Raw genomic sequence first — 19,680 nt, 5'->3', positions numbered from 1 at the left:
TGGTGCAAACCAGCTTCTTGTTTTTTGTTATTTTATCGATTAACTGAACGAGCCATGCGATTGATGGTATGGCGCATTCCTCGAATTGCAACAGACATTTCGTAAATATTTTCTGCAGGTGCTAGTCCGCCATAACCAGCGTCTCCTATATGTTGAATATCTACGCCACAAATTTTATTTGTCAATGCAATTTGGCGAATCGTTTCTTTGCTTGCACTTTCCTGACTTGTTCCGATTGCTGACATTGTTAACAAATCATATTTTTTAGCAATTGCCACGGCTTCTTTCATATCCGCTTCCGTAAAGCCTTGAACAGTTCCTACAGCTGGTAATAATAAGATGTCAGCTCCAGCTTTAGCGTACGCTTCTACTGCTTCTGTAGAAACGACAGGTTCATCTGAGCCTGCGCTATGCATTTTCCCAGCAATGATCAAACCAGAAAAATGTTCTTTTGCAACTTTCACAGCTTTAGCAATTTCTAAATTCGTTACACCGGTTCCTGGATTTCCTGTCAAACAAATAAAATCGATCCCCATTTTTTCAGCTTTTTGAATAGTTTCTTTTGAACTTGTCCGGCCATTGCTGATGGTAAATTTTTCGCTGAACATGGTAGATGAATCATCTACTGGTTCTAAATTCACACCAATCGGACGTCCCACTAATTCTTTCAAGATCGGTATAGGGTTGATTTTATTTTTTTCTGGATTTTGCCAATAGGTCATGATCTCTTCCATAGACATCCCGGGAATTCCTTGGACGATGGGATTAAAACAATCAAAAACATTTAATAAAATCAAATCCGCGCCAAATGCCGCTGCAACCTCCGCATTACTGATATCTCCGGCTTGGGGAGAAGCTACAACAACATTTTCAGATAAAATCGTCCGCCCCTCACTTGCCTTAATCGACTGCTTCAACTCTTCACCCGTCATTTTTGCCACTTCACTATAACTTGCACTAATTATCCGTTTTACCATATTGACTCCTCCTTATTTTAAAAGCGTAATGGGCTCTTTAAGTTCTGACTGAAAAATAGGAAACTAAAATTGAGGTGTTTTTTACCTCCTTTTTAGCTTCTCTTTTTTCCGAAGAACTAGCCCATGCAGCTAGATAACATAAAAGCGTAATGGGCTCGTTTAGTTCTGACTGAAAAATAGGAAACTATATTCCAAAAAGGATAGCCTTTAAAAGAATAAATAAATTACTTTAACTCTATTATACTAAAAACAACAGGAAAGCGCAGTCATTTATGTATCAAATGAAATAAACTCTCATTCTATGACTTTTCTTTTCCACTTCCTTTATAATTAAAAAGAACTCCGTTATAATAATACTATTATGTATATAGAATTGAGGGATGTTTATGTCATTTGATGGCGTATTTACTCATGGAATGATCTCAGAATTGTCTGAGAAGTTAGTAGCTGGCCGAATTTCTAAAATTCATCAGCCGTATGAAAATGAAATTGTTTTAGTGATCCGCTCTAAAGGAAAAAATCATAAATTACTTTTATCTGCTCATCCTAGTTATGCTCGTGTACAATTGACAGCAATTGCTTATGCGAATCCTGATACACCACCTAACTTTGTGATGATGTTACGCAAGTTTCTCGAAGGTGCTATTTTAGAACACATTCATCAGGTAGAGAATGATCGGGTGATCCGTTTTACATTTACAAAACGAGATGAGTTAGGTGATTTGCAAAATATCGTGCTAATTGTTGAATTGATGGGCAGACACAGCACCATCGTGTTGATGAATAAAGAAAATGGAAAAATCTTGGATGCCATCAAACATATTGGTAGCTCTCAAAATAGTTATCGTTCTTTGCTTCCTGGTATCGAATACATCGAACCACCAAAACAAGAACAACAAAATCCCTTCTCAGCAAGTAAGGAAAAGGTTTTTGAGATTCTTTCTAAAACCAGTGAAATCAATGGGAAATACTTACAAAGTCAATTTCAAGGCTTAGGGAAAGACACTGCCGATGAATTAGCCTTTCGTTTAAAGGAACATCCAAATGAAAAAATGCTTGTATGGCAATCTTTTTGGGCCTCCCTTGAAAACGAAGTTGCACCGACATTGACAATAGCTGCAAAAAAAGAATACTTTACCCCACTTCCCTTCATTTCACTTGAAGGAAAGCAACAATCCTTTAACACGCTAAGTGAGTTACTTGATGCCTTTTATGGTGGGAAAGCTGAAAAAGACCGCGTCAAACAACAAGGCGGTGAATTGATCCATAAAATCGAAAACGAATTAAAACGTAATCAAAGTAAAGTTGTAAAACTTCAACAAACCTTAGCTGACACAGAACATGCTGAAAATTATCGTCGCGATGGTGAACTATTAACTACCTTTATGGCTCAAGTTCCTAAAGGCGCTGAGTTCGTTGAATTGCCAAACTATTATGAGGAAGATCAATTATTACCCATAAAATTAAATCCTGCTCTAACACCTAATCAAAATGCACAAAAATATTTTCAAAAATATCAAAAGCTAAAAAATGCAGTAAAAGTCGTTCATGGACAAATTGAACAAGCAACTCAAGAAATCAGCTACTTAGAATCTGTCTTATCACAATTAGAAATAGCTGGTCCTATGGATATTGAGATGATTCGTGAGGAATTGATCGAACAAGGATATGTAAAAAAACGTGGTGCTAAAAAACAAAAACAATTAAAAAAGAGCAAACCAGAAGAATTCTATTCAAGTGAAGGTGATTTAATTCTAGTTGGTCGGAATAACCTGCAAAATGATCAGCTTACACTAAGAACAGCAAAGAAAACCGATGTTTGGCTACATGCAAAAGATATTCCTGGATCACATGTAATCATTAAAAATGCTGCACCTTCTGATAAAACATTGATGGAAGCTGCTAATCTTGCCGCTTATTATTCTAAATATCGTCTTTCTGCTCGAGTACCAGTTGACTATGTTCAAGTCAAACATGTCCACAAACCAAACGGCGCAAAACCAGGATATGTGATTTACGAGAACCAAAAAACACTTTATGTAACCCCTGATGAACAGTTATTAGAGACTCTAAAAGAAAATAATCCAACAACGTTTCGTTCTAATTGATAAGAAACAGCCAATTTCGTTATGAACACAAGAATTAAAGCTTCGAACAAAGCCGACAAGTGCTTTAGTTCGAAGCTTTTTTTAAATTAATTTCGAGCAGCCATTGCATGCTGTACTAGTTTATTTGACACATCCGAAATGATTTTATTGGCTGATACACCTTGTAATACAGGCTTTTTGATCGTCATATAAAAAATATACTTCGGCTCTTCAGTTGGAGTAATCGTAACCACAGAATGTAAATATTCTTGTTTTTGATAACTACCATTTTCAAAAAACTCTGCTGTTCCTGTTTTAGCTGAAACATTCAGTCCTTCGATGGCATATTCTTTTCCCATACCAAATTTAGGATCAATCGTCACATCTTTCATGTACTCTAAAATTTTATCAGCCGTTTCGCGTGATATTGGTGTGCCTACAACTTCTGGTTGCGTCACTGTTTCTTCGCCATTGGCGTTTACGATTTTATTGATAATCGTCGGTTTCAACATTTCTCCACCATTTGCAATTGCGGTATAGGCCTGAAGCATTTGTAAATGCGTTACTGAGATTCCTTGTCCATAAGCCGTCATCGCTCTATCAACTGTTGTTTTATCCTGAATTTCACCAGCCGCTTCACCAGATAAGCCGAAATTAGTACTTTTGCCAAAGCCAAACCTTGTGAGATAGTCTTGCCACAGTTCAGGCATGCGTTCCTGAAGCGTCACCATTCCTACATTACTTGACCACGCAAGACCTTGTCTAAAGGTCATGTTCCCTGCACCAACACCGTTATTCCAATCATTAATCGTCGCATCATCCACTTTAATACTGCCTGAAGTAAATTGCTCGTTTTCATCAAATTTATTTTCCTGAATGGCCGTTGCCATCAGCAGACTTTTCATTGTCGAACCTGGTTCAAAGGCATCTTCAACAATAATATTGCGCCACTTGAAATTTGGATCATCGACACCGTTTCTTGTATCCAGTTCAAAAGAGGGGCGTTGAGCGGTTGCTAGTATGTTTCCTGTTTTAGCTTCCATCAACGTTGCGGTGATATGCTCTGGTTGATAATTTTTAGCAGCATCATCCAATAGCTCCTCCAAATAGAATTGAAGATTACTATCTAATGTCGTGTAGATATTACTGCCATCAACTTTCTTTTTCTCTTTCACACTTCCTGGTTTTACATCGCCTTTTGCAGAGTTTATTTCGTAACTCCTAGAGCCATTGACACCTGATAACTGATTATTATAAGCCTCCTCGATGCCCATAACTCCCAGCTCATCGCCTTTATCGTCTTGTTGCGTGTAGCCTATAAAAAAGGAGGCAAAATTTCCTGCTTGATACGCACGTTTTCTTTCTTCTCTAAAATAAATACCTGAAATATTTTGTTTATCTAGATCTTCTTGAATCTGCCTTTTTGTTTCAAAGTTCAAGTTTTTACCATTAGTTCCAAATTCAACGGTCGTTATAGGCTCCCCTGACTCATTGACACTCGGTCTTAACTGTTTTAGTGTTGTCTCTTTATCGATTTTGACATATTTTTCAAAAATTTCTGCGATTGCCGACCAATCCTTTTCTTGTACATACAATTTTTTACCTTCTAAATCAGTATAGTTTTTATCTAAAATAGCATATAGTGAAAATGCACTTGAGTCTTCGACTAACACATTCCCATCTTTATCAAAGATCGTCCCTCTTTTAGCTTCCAATGTTTCATGGACTTCATAAAGATCTTTTGTCTTTTCTGAAAGGGTAGTTCCAGCAACTTTACCAGTTATTAAAATTGAAGATAAACGTACCGTAAATAGTACAAAAATCAGAATAGTCAAAAATAAAACAGTGATCCCTACTCTTTTTCGGTTTTTAGTTGTAGAAAGATTATGATGCGCAAACCAGTCTTTTATTTTTTTCATTCTAGCTTATCTCCAAGTTCTATTTTTAAATGATTATCCCTTTGTATTTTACCTCTTTTATCTGCTTTTTTTTATTCACACTACTCATCTTAAACAAAAATTAGAGTATTCTCCCACTAAAAGTAAATTTAGCACTTTAGCTTAGGATTTCTGTAATCTCTTCTTTCCTGTAAAGCTAAGTCTTGATAATACTGTTCTTTTTCTTCTAATACTTTGATTTTTTCTTTGATGTTTATTAACTCTTTTTCTGCACGTTCTCGTTGTGTTGTAATAAGTTGAGAGCGTTCATCAATCGTTGGATTTCCCGCCTCACAAAGCATGATATACCGTTTCACTTCTGACAAGCTCATACCAGTCAATCTTAATGCTTGAACAATCCTGACCCACTCCAAGTCTTCATTTGAAAATTGACGAACGTTCGCATGATTTCTTGTCACATGCGGGAATAATCCTTGATTTTCATAGAAGCGCAACGTATGTGGTGAAATAGTCATCTTTTTAGCTACGTCATGTACTGTGTACATTCTATCATCTTCTTTCTATTTGTTAGTTGACTGAGAGTTACTCTAAGGGGCTATATTGTTACTAGAGCACGAGAAAATTAGGTTCATTATCGCGCTCAAATACAATATAATTTCGAGGAGGAAATCATCATGGAAAATAATGAAAAAGTCTGGTTTATCACTGGTGCATCAACAGGATTAGGAAAAGCACTTACCTTAAAATTATTAGAATATCACTATCGTGTTGTTGCTACAGCAAGAAATACCCAAGATATTGAGAATTATCTTACAACTGAAACTGATATCTTAGTGTTGCCATTAGATGTCACAAAAGAAAGCCAAATCAAACAGGCTGTACATCGTGCGATCGAGTATTTCGGTCATATCGATGTACTCGTAAACAACGCTGGAATTGGGTATTTTTCTTCGATTGAAGAGGCAGACAAAATGGCAGTGCGAAAATTATTTGATGTGAATTTTTTTGGCTTAGCAAATGTAACAAATCAGGTGTTGCCTTACATGAGAACAGCACAAACAGGACATATTTTAAATATTTCTTCTGTTGGTGGACTCATCGCTTTTCCATGATTTGGTTATTATCATGCAACAAAATTTGGAATTGAAGGATACTCTGAGTCGCTCTACCAAGAGGTCTTACCATTAGGGATACATGTAACGTTGATTGAGCCAGGAGATTTTAAGACCGATTTTGCTGGACGATCAGCAAAAGAAAGTAGGAGGAACATTTCTGATTATGATAAGACAGCTGGAAAAAATATTCATGGTCTTAGACAATTGAGCGGACATCAACCAGGCAATCCAGAATTAGCTGCTGAGGCAATGATCCAAATAACTGAAAATTCACTGGAACCACCTCTTCGCCTTTTATTAGGAAGTGATGCCTATCTACATGCTAATCGAAGAATAGAACTAGCGCAAATAGATATTGAAAATTGGAAATCCTTAACCATGACAACAGATTATTAATATTTTATATAGTTGAATAAAAAAGGAAGAGAGCGGGACAAAACTAAAAATCAGTTTTGTTTCGCTCTCTATATCCGAATAAATGGCGAGAAATAAGTAGACTACGCTGTGCTTCGATTACATCAACTTCTAAGAGCTAGAGCTCTAAGAGTTGACGGTCTTTGGCAATAAGCTGAATACTTTTGTCTCGACCTAATACCTTAGTAGTATTATTTTTTTCTTGCCACATGAACTTTCAATTGTTTTCCTTTGATTGTCCGCTCTTTCATTGCTTGAATCACAAGTTGTCCTTTGCCATTTAAGATATCAATATAGGTTACATTTTCTTGAATGGTAATAATGCCAATATCTTCTGCTGTGATTCCTTCAATTTTTGAAATAGTCCCGACAAAATCAAGTGCACGTAATTTCTTTTTCTTCCCACCGTTGAAATAGACTTTAGTAATTTCTTCGTTCACTCGTTTCGCTTTAGGCTGTTTTATTTTTTGTTTTGTCGTTATTTTCGCTTCAAAAGCAGATTTGCTGCGCGCAACTAGCTTAGCATTGGGCAGGGTGATTTGAGTCATCGTTAGTTCGCCAAATGTTTCGATTTCTCTTTTTAGTGCGCCTTCTTTCGGGGTTACAAACGTTAAAGCAAAGCCTTCTTTGCCAGCACGTCCGGTTCGACCGACACGATGAATATAGCTTTCTTTTTCATAAGGAATATCTAAATTAATAACATGCGTGATATTCTCAATATCAATGCCTCGCGCTGCTACATCTGTTGCGACGAGATAGCGAAACTTAGCTTTTCTAAACGCATCCATTACATCAAAACGATCTTCTTGCATCATGCCACCATGTAATTTGCCAACAGGATATCCAGCCTTTACTAAGAAATCATAGGTAACATTAACCTTCTCTTGTGTGTTAGCAAAAATAATGCAGGTATCTGGATTTTCCATGATCGTTACAGCTTCTAAAGCGTTCAGTTTGTTTTCATCTGTGGTATCTAAAAAAGCATGTTGAATTTTAGGCGTTGTTTTCTCTGTTGCTTCAATTTTTACAACGATTGGCTCATGTAGATAGGCATTACTCATACGTTCAATCGTCTGTGGCATTGTTGCAGAGAATAATAATGTGTTTTTCATTTTTGGTAACGCCGCAATAATTTCTTTTACTTGATCGATGAACCCCATATTAAGCATTTCATCTGCCTCATCAATGACTAAACAGTTGATTTTTTCAAGCGGGAGACTCCCTTTGATAATATGATCCAATACTCGTCCAGGTGTTCCAACTACAATATGACTTTTTTGCTTTAGCTCTGACTTTTGTTTTACATAAGATGCTTTTCCATAAACTGCTGTTGCTTTGATCCGTTTATAGCGACCAATATTGATCAAGTCTTCTTGCACTTGCTGTGCTAACTCTCTTGTCGGTTCCAGTACAAGAATTTGGGGCTTATTCTCGATCCAATCAACTTTTTCGCACAAAGGAATGCCAAAACTAGCCGTTTTGCCACTACCAGTTTGAGATTGAACTAAAACATCGTTCCCAGCCAGAACAGCTGGAATAACTTGCTGTTGGACCGGTGTAGGTATTTCGTAGCCTAAATCAGAAATTGCTTTTAAGATTACATCGCTTAGCGGATAGCTGCTAAAATTTATATTATTCATTGTTTCCCCATTCTTTTCGTTTATTGCTTAAACTAATGTTAACGAAACGTCTATTTTTACTATTTAGATTCAGCTCCTTATTATCCACGAAAAGATGTAGAACTGCAAGAGGCTGAATTAATCTTTTTAAATCGTCTGGAGCGGTCTTTTCCTGTTTGGTTTACATCATTATTGTTCTTTAAAAAATAAGTCTGTAGTATAATAAAAATTGACTAAAACGTTTGAAAGAAAAGAAGGTTTTTCCATGAATTTTTTAAAAAGATATGGATTTGGTATTATGATTCTAGTTATCATTAGTGAACTAACATTCCCTTTGATTTTTGCTCATTTTTACCCCAATTATAATCCAGTAACAATGTTGATCAGTGATTTTGGTGAAGATGGAAGTCCTGTAAAACTAGCCTTTAAAGTTTGGCAATTGGTTGATGGTAGTCTATTTATTTTAACGATTCCAAGCTTTTATGCACGGTTCAACAACACTTCTAAGCCACTAGCAACATGGTTGAGTATCACCATAGCTATTTTTTCTATTGGAGATTGCTTAGTGACAGCTATTTTTGATCGCACAACTAATACGGCTCAACTAGATGTTGAAGCCCTCATTCATGACTACTTATCCGGTGTTGGTTTTATTGCACTATTAATGGCGACATTCTTTTTGATCAAGCTCTATACTTTAGAGCATCATTATTTATTTGTCAGAATCCTGATTGTTATTTTTTTCTGCTCTTGTTTCTTTATGTTTTTATTTGCCGCACCTAAAATCCCTCTTGTAACTCAATTGCACATTCCCTATCGCGGACTTTGGCAACGAGCAAATTTACTTTTTTTATATTTTCCTTTCTTTCTTGTCGCTATTAAAAATCTAGATAGAAACAATCAAAAGACAATAAGACTTTAGCATCATGCTAAAGTCTTATTGTCTTTTCTTTTCCCACCTTCTCTGTCGGAATCTAGTCCTCAACTTCCCATTATCCAGAATGAATCTTCCGTTTATATCTCTTTGTCATAACAACAGCACATCGTTATGTTCATTACAAGTTTATTTTATAACTAAAAATTATTTCAAATCGAGTATTATATAAAAAACACACATATTCTAGTACATTTACATTTTAAATTGAACTATCACAATAAATCTTTACTTTAGAATAAGACGCAAAATAAATGATAAACCAAACCACCCAATCAAACTTATACCAATAGCTATCACCCATCCTAAAATATTATGCTCTAACGGTAGAGGCATATTCATACCAAAGAAGCCTGTCACGATTGTCGGAATTGTTAATAAGATGGAAAGAATTGTCAAAATTTTCATCGTATCATTCAAATTATTATTCAAGATGTTATTATATGTTCCAGATAATTGCTGTAAAACTTGAGAAGTCAATTGAGCCATCTCAACAAGTTGCCTGGCTTCAATCAAGGTGTCTTCCCACTGTTCTTTTTCGATCTCATTGAGCGACCGAAAAATAACATTTGTTTTTATTTGTTCAAGTAAAACCGCATTTTGTTTTGTTGCGGAGATAAAATACGCAACACCTGTCTCTACATCTGACAATGCTAATAAATTCTTTTTGGATGTTTTTTCTCTCAGCATATCATTGATATGATTTCGTTCGCGGTTCATCTCTTCTATTACTGGAAAGAATTTGTCAGTAATCATAAATAAACTTGAAAAAAGAAATTTAAAAACAGAAATATCAGGATTATCATTCAAAAATTTTTCCATATATTGGGTAATGTACACATTTTGATGATTAGTTATAGTCAATAATTGGTTATTTTTTATTAAAAACGTCATTGGTGTTGCTTCATAATGGCTATCACTCTTTTTATTTTGAGGAACATTATAAATCAAAATAAATGCATTCAATTCACTATTATACTCGATACGGGCGCGCTCATTTTTATCTAGTGCATAAGAAATAATTTCACTATCAATGCCATATTGCTTATATAAATCTGAATCGATCGCTACTTGATCAGAATTGATATTGACCCAAAAATTGTCTCCACTGCCGAATTGTCTTTCTGTCATCATAAAAAAACCTCCAATGTCATTTAAAAAAATCTACTATTGCTCTTTAAAATGATTTTCAACTTTGAGTAAATTCTCTTTTAGCTGTTTTTGTTCTTCTTTCGTCAAACCACTACGTACCTTCTCATCTAATTGCTCAAAAATTTGATTTACTTGACTGACGATTTGCTTTCCTTCTCTAGTAAGAAAAATATTTTTTTGTCGTTCATTGTCTTTAGGGATTTCACGATAGATAAATTGTCTTTCTTGCAATCCTTTTAAGATATTCGTAACCGTTGCTTGTTTTTTGCCTAAGTAAATGGCTACATCACGCTGCATCGTTCCAGGATATTGGCTAATATATGTAAGGCTGCGAGCCTGTAAACTATTTAATTGTACCTTTTTTAATTGCGTAAGGACTTCATTTTGCTGCAAAATACTAAGTTGATAAATCCTTTCTGCTAAACTTTCTAGATTAAAAATCATAATTATCATCACCTCTCACTTATCAGTTTAAAACACAACACTTTATTTTACAACTATTTAATAATCGAATTTATTCAAAGAAAAACCAAAACATCATTTTAAGCATCATGTTCTGATTTTTTCTTGCGTATTTATTTTTTTAATTCTAATAAAACAACATGTACTCTTATTTTTCTACGGTTGTTTTTTCTTTTTTACTTTCACGAATAATCATCAATCCATAATACTGCTATCCCCGGTAAAATAACAATCATTCCATTTAATCCAAACATCTGCCCTGTGATCAACACCAAGACAATAATTATAAGTGGATACATTTTAAGTCCCTTACTCATCACAAGTGGGTATTTAAAGAACAATATGATTTCGCAAGCTAAAACTGCGATATTAATGAGCGATCTCTCTAAATCATATAAGAAAAATTTTTTTACATTTTCAACCTATGCAGCGATCGACACCCTCATTCTTGACCAAAAACCTGATAATAAGTTTATTGAAGTCTGTCGTTCCCTTGACTGCGAATTAGATTGGTAATAAAAAATCGATAATGCAGCGTATTGACTGTTTTTCACAGCACTTTAATACGCAACATTATCAATCGACTTTTTTACTAAATTAGTTATTTTTCCCTATAAAATCTTACTGTATTTGAAACAGAGACAATACTATACAAAAGCGAATCTTCATAGTCTTGATCTAAATTAATATCCAAATGGTCATTGAACATCTCTTCATACTCTGAAATCGACAGGATTTGTCGTTCATCTAGTTGTTTTTGATGAAGATCAGTCAATAAATATTCTTCATAACCCTCAACAAGTTTCCCACTGAAGAATTCAGCTACAGCACCAGATCCATAACTAAAAAGACCAATTTCATCTCCTGCATTCAACTGACCATTTTCCAACAACGAAATCAACCCAAGATACAAAGATCCAGTATAAAGATTACCGACTTGGCGACTATAGGTAATACTTGCTTCATATTTTGTTAGAATACGTTCTTGTTCTTTTGATGATTCAGCTTCCAACGCAGCTAATAAGGCTTTCTTCCCCATTTTTGTATAAGGTATATGAAAAGCTAGTGCTTGAAAATCCTTGATTGTCTTTTTATGTCGTTCTTGATATTCATCCCAAACTTTTTGAAAAGCTTCAATGTAGGTTTCATTCGACAATTGTCCATCAACCATCGGGTAATCATGACCCACAGGTCGCCAAAAGTCATAAATATCTTGTGTTAATGCCACACTATCATCATTTAATTCCAAAATTCTTGGATTAGTTGAGATTAACATAGCAACAGCCCCAGCTCCTTGAGTTGGTTCGCCACCGGAAGCTAATCCGTACTTCGCAATATCAGATGCGACTACTAATACCTTACTTTTGGGATGACGTTGAATATGGGCTAAAGCAAATTGTAGAGCTGCGGTTCCTGCATAACAAGCTTCTTTTATTTCGAATGCACGTGCAAACGGTTGAATCCCTAACAAACGATGTAAAACGACAGCTGAGGCCTTCGATTCATCAATACCAGACTCCGTTCCTACGATTACCATATCGATTTGTGCTTGATCTTCTTCTGTTAAAATATTTTTTGCAGCATTTGCAGCAAAGGTCACGATATCTTGTGTTTTTTTATTAACAGCCATTTTATCTTGTCCGATTCCGATATGGAATTTATTTGGATCGACCTCTCTTGCTAATGCTAAATCGGTCATATCCACATAATATGGTGGGACAAAAAAACTAATTTTATCTATGCCAACGTTCATTTTATATCTCCTTTATCATTATTCTCATTCATTACCTCCTATAATTTATCATATAATCGAGGAAGATTGGTAGAAAAAAGGATAATTTAAAATTTGTTAAAGAATTTAAGAAGTTTTTTTATTATGATTTATAGAGTATTCTTTTTTCACAAACCATGGTATATTTCATATTGGAGGTGACGTCGTGGAAATCGTAATTATCGACGCCTTGAGAACACCTATAGGGAAGTATCGAGGACAATTAAAATCATTATCAGCAGTTGAGCTAGGAACGGTTGTGACAAAAGAGTTACTTACAAGAAATACAAACGTAGCAAAACATATAAAAAAAGTCGTCTTTGGCAATGTATTGCAAGCAGGAAATGGGCAAAATCCTGCAAGACAAATTGCTATCAATAGTGGATTAAGTTTTGAAATCCCTGCTTTTACAGTAAATGAAGTTTGCGGATCTGGAATGAAAGCGCTCAGTTTAGCAAAACAAGCGATTCAATTAGGTGAAGCGGATGTCGTTTTAGCTGGCGGAACAGAAAGTATGACAACAGCTCCCGCTATCACGTATAAAGAAGATGATACTTATTCGAAACCTGTTCCCACTATGATTGTAGACGGTTTAACAGATGCATTTAGTGGAAAAGCGATGGGAATGACAGCAGAAAATGTTGCAGAACAATTTAATGTTACTCGTGAAATGCAGGATACCTTTGCGCTTCACTCGCAAATAAAAGCTGCCAAAGCGCAAACCGACGGCAAATTTGTGAAAGAAATCGTTCCATTGAATATTGAGGGTACTGTTTTTGAGCATGATGAAGGTATTCGAAAAGAGAGTACTTTTGAAAAATTAAATACCTTAAAAACCGTGTTTAAAGAAGATGGTTCAGTCACAGCTGGAAATGCATCGACAATCAATGATGGTGCTTCAGCAATGCTGCTGACCTCAAAAGCTTTTGCACAAAAACATCATATTCCTTATCTTGCCATCATAAAAGATGTGATTGAAATCGGAATTGATCCAAGTATAATGGGAATTTCACCCATAAAGGCGATCCAGTCCCTATTGGAACGAAATAATATGAATGTCAAAGATATTGATCTATTTGAAATCAATGAAGCTTTCGCTGCTTCTTCTATCGTTGTTCAAAATGAATTAGCAATTCCAGAAGAAAAACTCAATATTTGGGGCGGTGGCATTGCTTTAGGACATCCAATCGGCGCTTCCGGTGCTCGAATCGTCTCGACTTTAGCTCACCAATTAGAAGACACGGACACGCAATATGGTGTAGCTTCGCTTTGCGTTGGCGGCGGTTTAGGGCTTGCGATGCTTATTGAACGACCTAAAAAAAAAACAGCTGATAAAAAGTTTTATCAACTATCAAGAGATGAACGATTAACTTTTTTACAAGATAATGGACACCTCTCTCCAGAAAACAGACAAGAGTTAGAAAATATATCTTTAGATGAAGATGTTGCTAATCACTTAATCGAAAATCAAATCAGTGAACTGGCGTTGCCTATGGGCGTTGTTACGGATGTTTTAGTAAATGATAAACATTATCAAGTCCCTATGGCAACAGAAGAACCCTCCGTTATTGCCGCATGCAGCAATGGGTTTAAAATGTTGCGAAAAAACGGTGGTATTCAAAGTAAACTTGCCGAAGGACTACTAAGAGGGCAAATCGTCTTTATGAACGTTACTAATGACACTGTCATAAAAGAGCGCATCGAACGCTCTTCTAACGAAATTTTCATTCAAGCTGAAAAAAGCTATCCTTCTATTGTAAAACGTGGTGGTGGTTTAAAACGAATTCAAGTCCGTCAGTTTCCAGAAGATGATAGGTATTTATCAGTGGATTTACTTGTTGATACAAAAGATGCGATGGGAGCGAACATTCTAAATTCTATTTTAGAAGGCGTAGCCAATCTATTCCGTCAATGGTTTGATGAGGAAATTCTATTTAGTATCCTAAGTAATTATGCAACCGAATCACTAGTAACAGCAACTTGCACCATTCCATTTGCTAGTTTGAGTAAAACAGGAGATTTGGCTTCTGGAAAATTAATTGCAGAAAAGATTGCTGCAGCTTCAAAAGTAGCTCAACTAGATCCTTATCGTGCTGCAACCCACAATAAAGGCATTATGAACGGAATTGAAGCGGTAGTTTTAGCCACTGGCAATGATACTCGAGCTGTTGCAGCAGCGGCTCATGCATATGCTGTGAAAGAAACTTATCGTGGGTTAAGCCAATGGGAACTTGTAGAAGATGGCTTAAAAGGGACAATTAAATTACCGTTGGCTATCGGAACAGTTGGCGGAGCAATTCGTGTATTACCTAAAGCACAAGCTGCTTTAGACATCTTAAATGTAAAGACTGCAAAAGAGTTAGCAGAGATAATAGCTGCTGTTGGTTTAGCACAAAATTTAGCTGCATTGCGTGCTTTAGTCACAGAAGGAATTCAACAAGGTCATATGTCTTTACAAGCTCGTTCTTTGGCTATGTCTGTTGGTGCAAAAGGGACAGAAATCGAAATCATTGCAGAAAAACTAAAAATAGGTTTGATGAATCAAGAACAAGCTTTAAACCTTTTAACTGATTTAAGGCAGTAATCTCTTTTTAGAACAATATATTGCCAAAACGCTCGAAACAAATGATCTGTTGTAAAATAATAAAAAAATAACCGTGACGAGCCTGAGACATAATGATGTGGGCCCTAAAAGTTGTACGTAGATTAACCTGTTACTCGACTGGTATGAATTCGGTATTGAACCGGACTCATATCAGTCAATTTTGCTTTTATCCGATGATGGTTGTAATAATCAATATAATTTGTAACTGCTCGTTTTAATTCCTCAAAACTGGATAACCTAACGAATCAACGAAACAATATCTTTCTTCGCAGCACTTTTGGCTGGTAACCAACTAAAAATAATCCCGATTCCAATCGAAAGAATTAAAGCTAACATAGCCGTAAAGAAATCTGGAACGATCGTAAACGGTGTAACCATTCCGACTACATAACCAATCAACATGCCAAATGCATACCCAATTGCGCCACCAATCAAAGTCAGTGTGATGCCTTCCAGCAAAAATTGCATCATGATATTATTTTTAGTCCCACCCATCGCACGACGGACACCAATCTCTTTCGTTCGTTCAGATACAGAGATATAAATCATGTTCATAACACCAATCCCTGAAATAAACAATGAAATACCACCAATTATTGAAACAATAGCGGTAATTCCAGTTAGAATCATCCTAAGTTGACTAACTTGTCCAGCAAGGTCTTGGCTTTCATATGCGCCCATATTTCTAAGTGATCCATATTTATCCAACATTTTTTCTATGTCCTTTGTTACTAATTTAGGATCAGCAACCGTATCTAATTTAACCAAAATCGAATCTTTCGGACTTTCAAAATATTCTTCATAACTTGCTGAAGGTACTTCTACAACAACATAATCTTCTTGTGTTGAAATAAATCCAGAATTATCACGATCTTCCATGATACCGATAACTTCAAAAAGCTGTCCTTGAATCGTTACACTTTTCCCAATCAATGATTCAGGATTGTCTTTTTTTATAGCTTTGGCAATCGTTTCATTAATGACAATTACTTTATTTCGATTGATATTATCCGTGCTCTTTATTTTTCGCCCATAAATAGTTTCTGTACCATCTGATCCTAGTAATTTAAATGAGCCTTGCGTTGATGCAGTGCTTGCTTCATCAATTTGCTGTGAATAGTACTTAGCACCTTTCTCTTCGTTATCATAGTACTCAACGGATTTAACACCGTCCACATTTTCAATCCGCTCGAAATCAATTTCAGAAAAAGAAGCTAAATTAGTTTCATAAAACGATTGATCTTTCGGAGCAAAGTTAAAATACACGCTGGAGTCGTAATTATCCAATCCTATAAAATCAGCCGCATACCGCTCAAATCCACGTCCAATTGAAAAAATCGTAATAACCGAAGAAACTCCGATGATCAAACCGATCATCGTTAGAAAACTGCGCCTTTTATTTTTCAAAATAGATTTCAACGATGTTTTCCAAATTTCACTAAAACGCATAGCCTGCTCCTCCTTCAATAATCTCACCATCTCGAACAGTGATGATCCGTTTGCAGTATTGGGCGGCTTCACTATCATGGGTAACCATCAATATCGTAACTTTTTCTTCATCATTCAATCGTTGGAATAATTCCATAATATCAGCTGAAGTATGAGTGTCCAAAGCGCCAGTCGGTTCATCCGCCACAATAAAATTAGGATTTCCAACAATCGCTCTGGCAATTGCAACTCTTTGCTGCTGCCCACCAGAAAGTTGTTTTGGCAGTTTGTTGTATTTATCTGGAATGCCAACTTTTTCTAAAGCTTTCATTACCAATTCTTTGGTATTTCCATACCTCATTCCTCCGTATAATAAGGGTAAAGCGACGTTTTCAAAAACCGTATTATTTTCAATCAATTGAAACGATTGAAAAACAAACCCTACTGATTTATTCCGAATTTTTGATAGCTTATTGTCATTATAGCTATAAGCATCTTCGCCATTGAAAAGATAACTCCCTTCAAAACTACCGTCTAAAAAACTTATTGTATTCATCAAAGTGGATTTTCCTGACCCTGATGGTCCCATGATCGCAACAAACTCATGTTCTTGTATTTCTAAATTAATATCTTTTAAAACATGAATTCTTTCTTGATCTAATGAATAATATTTGTTGACATGCTCCATTTTGATCATTGAACTGCCACTTCCATTCCATCTTTGATTCCTTTAACGTTTTTAATAATTTTATTTCCTTCGTCTAAGCCGCTTTCCAAAGTGTAAAAGCCATCTTCTTCCTTGACAGTTACTTCTTTTTGTTGTGCTTTTTTATCTTTAATCAGATAAGAAAAAAATTTCCCATCTTTTTCCTGAATACTTTTCGTTGGCAAATGAATCTCATTTCGAGGAATTAGGATTTCTACACTGTAGCCTAATGGAATATTCTCATCTGGTTGCGCAGTAAAATCATAGTTTACAATGGTAGCTGAATTGCTTGTTGCATTTGTTGAACTAGTGTCATCAATAGCATTTATTTCAGAAATTGTAGTGATTTTCCCAGTTACTGATTTATTTTGATTTACATAGTCGATTTTAATCTCCATGTCTTTACTTAATTTCTCTTTGTCGTATTCTGTAACCGTACCTTTAATTTCATTTTCAGTACTTTTTAATACCATTACGGGTTTAGAAGGATCATTTTTTGCATCTTGATTCATTGTGGCGATAATACTGTCTCTTTCAGCTTTAATTTTTTCGCCCCATTCATAGGTTACTAAGACAGCATCTTTGGTTACATGGTCTCCTAAATTATAATGAATTGTTTTGACTGGTCCTTTGTCTGTACTTAGTAAAACAGACTGAGTCCACTTAGCTTGGACTTGTCCTTTTAGATGAAGTGGTGTTTGTTTTTCTACCTCATATAGGCTAATACTCTTAGCTGTTTCAGTTTCTTTTGACTGTGTATTCTGATAGACAAAAACACCTACTCCTAAAATAATAATAGCTCCTGCCCCTATCAACAATTTCTTTTTCATTTCTCAATCTCCTACTTTCATTATTTTGTTTACTTAGTCATTATAAATAACGAATGTTTTTTTATCATCATTCTATAGCCTGATTTTATAGAGGACTTTAGGTGGAGTTTTTTTAATCATAACCCTAGTGATCTTTTGTAAATAGATTAATAACAACTGAGGACTGAAAAATCATTAAAAATTGCGATTAAGTCCACAGATACAAGTAAACTAACAAAAAGTTTGATAGATTTAATCAAAATACTTATATAAGGAAAAAAAGCCCAATATGAAATTAGACTTTACATACTGCCTTTATTGATAAAAAAATAGAACATCACCAATCAATCGGTGCGTCTTCGAACCAATGTCGGTCTATTTTTTTATCTTGATTGAGATAAGTAATAGAGATTTTTTTGATTCCTACTCTTTTCTTTCATTCGAATGTGTATTTCTTTCCTGCTCTACTGGTGATACAATTATTAAAAAAGGAGTGATTGTTTTGCCAAAATTTATTAGTCGTTTAATCTCTCGTCATTTATTTTCTTACCTAGTAATTGTTGCTGCTTATTTTTATTCCATTAATAAATTTAATCGTTTGCCCTCTTTTGTTTCTGGGCTATTTATTCTTTTTGTAATCATATCTATAGCAGAATCCAATTATCAACAATACCTTGAAAATAAAGCAAATGGTAAAAAATCCCAAACGTTTAAACAATTTATCCATAATGTTGATTGGCCTATTGTTATTGTTGTAGCAGGTATTTGTATTCTAGCTTATGTAGCCCTGGTAATTTTAAGCTTTAAAATTTAATTATCAGCTTGTGCTGTCTCTTGCAATTCTTCGACTATTTGAATGAGTGTTACTGAATATGTTGGTTCGATTAATACATTATTAAATTTGTAAATCCCCCTCTTTAGGGTGATGAGTAAACCTGTCAATGGCATTCTTCTCCTTATCTAATTTCCACACGAAACTCATCCAGATCCCGCCATTTAATGGAAAAGCGTTCGCCACGTTTAAACATTTTTATTTATTCATGCTCATGAACACTTCTTTTGCACCATGATTAAAGGTGTTCTTATTTTTATACAAAAAATAAGCCAGATGCCAATCAATTCGACTGGTATCTAGCTTTTTTTATTGGGACTTATGCGTCCCAAACTCTTTCACACTTTTTTACTCGGGCAATCTAAGAAACACTTATCTTCTAATTTCTTTACTTCGTGCTAAAAGTACGCTATCTATTGATATCATTGAATTTTTTATTAAATTGACTACCACTCTGACTACAGCCATTAAAAAGTAAGTGATGATTCCAAGCTTTTCACTGTGGAATTATCCAAAACGTGTAGTCAGCTTTCCAAAATTTGAAAAGCTTCTAGTGGTTTTAATCTTTCTTCTGATGTTAAGTGTCGATAAATTTCAGAGGTTGTTTTATCTGTATGACCTAAACGAGCTTTCAATACTTCCCAATCACAATGACCAGCGACTAAACTTGCCATTGTATGGCGAGCTAAGTGGGTGTGGAAGGGTTTCTTTATTCCACATTGCTCAACACATCGTTTAATATGATGATTCACATACTCTCGTCTAAATGGAACGCCGGCTCTATACTTTCTGATGTTGGTGAGAAATCACCGGCATCTTTTTAATGCAAAATAATAGAAAAGACACCCTGATATCCTTTAGAATTAAGTCG

15 protein-coding genes and 3 pseudogenes are annotated in these 19,680 nt (G+C 35.3%); 5 read left to right on the top strand and 13 right to left on the bottom strand.

What is annotated here, in order from left to right; all coding sequences use genetic code 11:
- Positions 1-32: 32 nt before the first annotated feature.
- Positions 33-977, bottom strand: a complete 945-nt coding sequence (locus BCR24_RS14765) for a DUF7916 family protein (protein WP_069641265.1) — start codon at positions 975-977, stop codon at positions 33-35.
- 386 nt (positions 978-1,363) lie between these two features.
- Between BCR24_RS14765 and efbA the strand changes: the two genes are divergently transcribed.
- Positions 1,364-3,085: a fibronectin-binding protein EfbA gene (gene efbA, locus BCR24_RS14760; protein WP_069641264.1), complete on the top strand. Its 1,722-nt coding sequence runs from the start codon at positions 1,364-1,366 to the stop codon at positions 3,083-3,085.
- 86 nt (positions 3,086-3,171) lie between these two features.
- Here efbA and BCR24_RS14755 read toward each other — a convergent pair whose 3' ends face one another.
- Both BCR24_RS14755 and BCR24_RS14750 read right to left on the bottom strand, forming a co-directional pair.
- Complete coding sequence (locus tag BCR24_RS14755; protein ID WP_069641263.1) at positions 3,172-4,983, bottom strand: penicillin-binding transpeptidase domain-containing protein; 1,812 nt, start codon at positions 4,981-4,983, stop codon at positions 3,172-3,174.
- 128 nt (positions 4,984-5,111) lie between these two features.
- Positions 5,112-5,507: a MerR family transcriptional regulator gene (locus BCR24_RS14750; RefSeq protein WP_069641262.1), complete on the bottom strand. Its 396-nt coding sequence runs from the start codon at positions 5,505-5,507 to the stop codon at positions 5,112-5,114.
- 129 nt (positions 5,508-5,636) lie between these two features.
- Between BCR24_RS14750 and BCR24_RS17325 the strand changes: the two are divergent.
- Positions 5,637-6,473, top strand: a pseudogene (locus BCR24_RS17325) (oxidoreductase).
- A gap of 209 nt (positions 6,474-6,682) precedes the next feature.
- Here the strand turns inward: BCR24_RS17325 and BCR24_RS14740 are convergent.
- Positions 6,683-8,131, bottom strand: coding sequence for a DEAD/DEAH box helicase (locus BCR24_RS14740; protein ID WP_069641261.1), 1,449 nt, complete (start codon positions 8,129-8,131; stop codon positions 6,683-6,685).
- Positions 8,132-8,375: 244 nt separating this feature from the next.
- Here BCR24_RS14740 and BCR24_RS14735 point away from each other — a divergent pair, with 244 nt between their 5' ends.
- Positions 8,376-9,032 carry a DUF998 domain-containing protein gene (locus BCR24_RS14735; RefSeq protein WP_069641260.1) on the top strand — a complete coding sequence of 219 codons (657 nt, stop codon included), beginning with the start codon at positions 8,376-8,378 and terminating at the stop codon, positions 9,030-9,032.
- A gap of 240 nt (positions 9,033-9,272) precedes the next feature.
- Here BCR24_RS14735 and BCR24_RS14730 read toward each other — a convergent pair whose 3' ends face one another.
- The 3 genes from BCR24_RS14730 to BCR24_RS14720 all read right to left on the bottom strand — a co-directional run bounded on the left by BCR24_RS14730 (position 9,273) and on the right by BCR24_RS14720 (position 12,411).
- On the bottom strand, positions 9,273-10,178 hold the full coding sequence (locus tag BCR24_RS14730; RefSeq protein WP_069641259.1) for a magnesium transporter CorA family protein: 906 nt from the start codon (positions 10,176-10,178) through the stop codon (positions 9,273-9,275).
- A gap of 33 nt (positions 10,179-10,211) precedes the next feature.
- The gene (locus BCR24_RS14725; RefSeq protein WP_069641258.1) at positions 10,212-10,640 is read right to left on the bottom strand and encodes a MarR family winged helix-turn-helix transcriptional regulator; all 429 of its coding nucleotides are present in this window, start codon (positions 10,638-10,640) and stop codon (positions 10,212-10,214) included.
- 619 nt (positions 10,641-11,259) lie between these two features.
- Positions 11,260-12,411 carry a hydroxymethylglutaryl-CoA synthase gene (locus tag BCR24_RS14720; RefSeq protein ID WP_069641257.1) on the bottom strand — a complete coding sequence of 384 codons (1,152 nt, stop codon included), beginning with the start codon at positions 12,409-12,411 and terminating at the stop codon, positions 11,260-11,262.
- 184 nt (positions 12,412-12,595) lie between these two features.
- Here BCR24_RS14720 and BCR24_RS14715 point away from each other — a divergent pair, with 184 nt between their 5' ends.
- Complete coding sequence (locus BCR24_RS14715) at positions 12,596-15,013, top strand: hydroxymethylglutaryl-CoA reductase, degradative (RefSeq protein WP_069641256.1); 2,418 nt, start codon at positions 12,596-12,598, stop codon at positions 15,011-15,013.
- Positions 15,014-15,135: 122 nt separating this feature from the next.
- Here BCR24_RS14715 and BCR24_RS16575 read toward each other — a convergent pair.
- From BCR24_RS16575 to BCR24_RS14700, 4 genes and pseudogenes are all read right to left on the bottom strand, one after another.
- Positions 15,136-15,255, bottom strand: a pseudogene (locus tag BCR24_RS16575) (IS3 family transposase); the annotation flags it as partial.
- A gap of 16 nt (positions 15,256-15,271) precedes the next feature.
- A complete protein-coding gene (locus BCR24_RS14710; protein ID WP_069641255.1) occupies positions 15,272-16,483 on the bottom strand; it encodes an ABC transporter permease in 1,212 nt (403 codons plus the stop codon).
- Complete coding sequence (locus BCR24_RS14705) at positions 16,473-17,159, bottom strand: ABC transporter ATP-binding protein (protein WP_069641254.1); 687 nt, start codon at positions 17,157-17,159, stop codon at positions 16,473-16,475. Before BCR24_RS14705 ends, BCR24_RS14710 begins: the two co-directional genes overlap by 11 nt.
- Entirely contained in the window at positions 17,156-17,998 is an 843-nt protein-coding gene (locus tag BCR24_RS14700) for an efflux RND transporter periplasmic adaptor subunit (protein ID WP_069641253.1), read from the bottom strand. The genes BCR24_RS14705 and BCR24_RS14700 overlap by 4 nt, the downstream gene beginning before the upstream one ends.
- A gap of 481 nt (positions 17,999-18,479) precedes the next feature.
- Between BCR24_RS14700 and BCR24_RS14695 the strand changes: the two genes are divergently transcribed.
- The gene (locus BCR24_RS14695; protein ID WP_069641252.1) at positions 18,480-18,791 is read left to right on the top strand and encodes a hypothetical protein; all 312 of its coding nucleotides are present in this window, start codon (positions 18,480-18,482) and stop codon (positions 18,789-18,791) included.
- Here the strand turns inward: BCR24_RS14695 and BCR24_RS17320 are convergent.
- Together BCR24_RS17320 and BCR24_RS16570 are read right to left on the bottom strand one after the other, a co-directional pair.
- On the bottom strand, positions 18,788-18,919 hold the full coding sequence (locus BCR24_RS17320; RefSeq protein ID WP_275579429.1) for a hypothetical protein: 132 nt from the start codon (positions 18,917-18,919) through the stop codon (positions 18,788-18,790). The genes BCR24_RS14695 and BCR24_RS17320 overlap by 4 nt on opposite strands.
- Positions 18,920-19,333: 414 nt before the next feature.
- Positions 19,334-19,591 (bottom strand): annotated as a pseudogene (locus tag BCR24_RS16570) (tyrosine-type recombinase/integrase); the annotation flags it as partial.
- Between the last annotated feature and the right edge of the window lie 89 nt (positions 19,592-19,680).

It is taken from the genome of Enterococcus ureilyticus (assembly GCF_001730315.1).
In the GTDB taxonomy this organism is placed as follows: Bacteria; Bacillota; Bacilli; order Lactobacillales; family Enterococcaceae; genus Enterococcus_L; species Enterococcus_L ureilyticus.
Note: the sequence above shows the minus strand (reverse complement) of the source record. Positions and strands in the feature narration are given on the sequence as shown.